The sequence below is a fragment of the Pseudoalteromonas sp. SR45-5 genome (assembly GCF_014163565.1).
In the GTDB taxonomy this organism is placed as follows: domain Bacteria; phylum Pseudomonadota; class Gammaproteobacteria; order Enterobacterales; family Alteromonadaceae; genus Pseudoalteromonas; species Pseudoalteromonas distincta.
This window is the reverse complement of the sequence record NZ_JACJDN010000731.1, coordinates 1-1,806: the sequence shown is the minus strand read 5'-3', so window position 1 is coordinate 1,806 and position 1,806 is coordinate 1. Positions and strand designations below refer to the sequence as shown.

The window sequence follows — 1,806 nt, the reverse complement described above, 5'->3', positions numbered from 1 at the left end:
CGCTGATTATTTTCTATTCCCAGGCCTCTGGGTCAACCTCTTTAGCAAGTTTAGGATGCTTACTTTTGTCAAAGGTGGGTATTAAGCCCTTTTTGCGTTGTTCGTTATAGTCTTTTGAAAGCCATACAACAACACCTGAAAGCATAAATAGCGCTATAACGTTTACAATGGCCATTAAACCCATTGATATATCTGCCAGCGTCCAAATTAAACCAAGCTCACCAACAGCACCAAACATCACCATACCTAAAACAACAAGTCTAAAGATAAACATACCTTTATTAGAGTTGTGCTCTAAAAACATTAAATTTGTTTCAGCGTAAGAGTAATTGGCCACAATAGAAGTAAAGGCAAAAAACAATATAGCAATAGCAATAAAGTAAGTACCCCAGTCGCCGACATGTTCTTGTAATGCTGCTTGTGTAAGTTCAATCCCCATAACACCAGATTCAGGTACTAATTGCTGCGATAGTAAAATAAGAGAAGCAGTCGCTGTACAAATAACAATAGTATCAATAAATACGCCTAACATTTGCACATAACCTTGTGATGCTGGGTGAGGAGGGTAAGGTGTCGCAGTAGCCGCGGCATTAGCTGCACTACCCATACCAGCTTCGTTTGAGAATAAACCACGCTTTATACCTTGGATCATCGCTTGTGTAACACCATAACCAATAGCACCAGCACCAGCTTGTTCAATACCAAAAGCACTTTTTATAATAAGCACTAGCACATCTGGTAGTGCAGTAAAGTTAATGGCGCATACATAAAGTGCAACCAGCAGGTAAGCTAATGCCATAAATGGCACAACCATTTCAGCAAAGCGAGAAATTGTTTTTAGGCCACCAAAAATAATGATGCCAGAACCAATAACCAAGCAAATGCCTACTATATACTTAGGTACATCAAACGCTACTTCAAATGCTGCAGCAATAGAGTTTGACTGTACTGCGTTAAATACTAAACCAAAGGCTAAAATTAAACATAACGAGAATAAAGTTCCCATCCAACGTTTGCCTAGACCGTTTTGCATATAATAAGCAGGGCCACCTCTAAAATTACCATCTGCATCTTTTGTTTTATAAGCCTGAGCTAGAGTACTCTCGGCAAAACTTGTAGCCATACCTATTAATGCAATAAGCCACATCCAGAAAATAGCACCTGGGCCACCTAGGTATAAGGCGACAGCAACACCTGCCATATTGCCAGTACCGACACGAGCTGCTAATGAAGTACAAAAAGCCTGAAAGGATGAAATTTCGTTATCGGCACATTTACGAGAACCAAACATAACTTTGAACATATGTGGGAATTGCACAAATTGAATAAAGCCTAGTCGAAAAGTAAAGAAGAGGCCCGCTGCTATTAATAAGTAGACGAGAACTTGCCCCCATAGAAGGGCACTTATACTATTTATTATGTCTGTCATGGATACTGCCTAAATACATGAGTTAAAAAAGTGACCGCAACTTATCACATCAGGATAAAAGTGTTTAGTTTTAAAGTTCAAAAACAGAGTTATCAACAGGGTTTTGTGGGTAACTTGTGTCTATCGTGTGTACTTATTTGGGGCTTAATTTTAATTACTATTTTATGCAAATAACGCTTGCGTAAAATCCGCCGCTCCCTATAATGCGACCCCACTGAGACGGGAAACGCCGAAGCATAGCGAGGCACGAACTACTCAGAGAGTTAAATAAAACTTCGGTTTTAAATTGTCGAAAGAAAGTTTAAAACAAAGTGTTGACTCGAAAAATAAAGGGTGTATTATTCGCATCCCTTGAGACGCTGAAGCGACTCAAAACG

The 1,806-nt window shown here is 39.4% G+C and carries 1 protein-coding gene; it reads right to left on the bottom strand.

All coding sequences use genetic code 11. From position 1 onward, the window contains the following. Positions 1-13: 13 nt before the first annotated feature. Positions 14-1,429, bottom strand: a complete 1,416-nt coding sequence (locus H5072_RS18450) for a sodium:alanine symporter family protein (RefSeq protein WP_182694390.1) — start codon at positions 1,427-1,429, stop codon at positions 14-16. Positions 1,430-1,806 lie beyond the last annotated feature (377 nt).

Excerpts from the sequence above, each read along its gene's own strand:
- H5072_RS18450 (WP_182694390.1), bottom strand. The coding sequence starts at position 1,429 with ATGACAGACATAATAAATAGTATAAGTGCCCTTCTATGGGGGCAAGTT.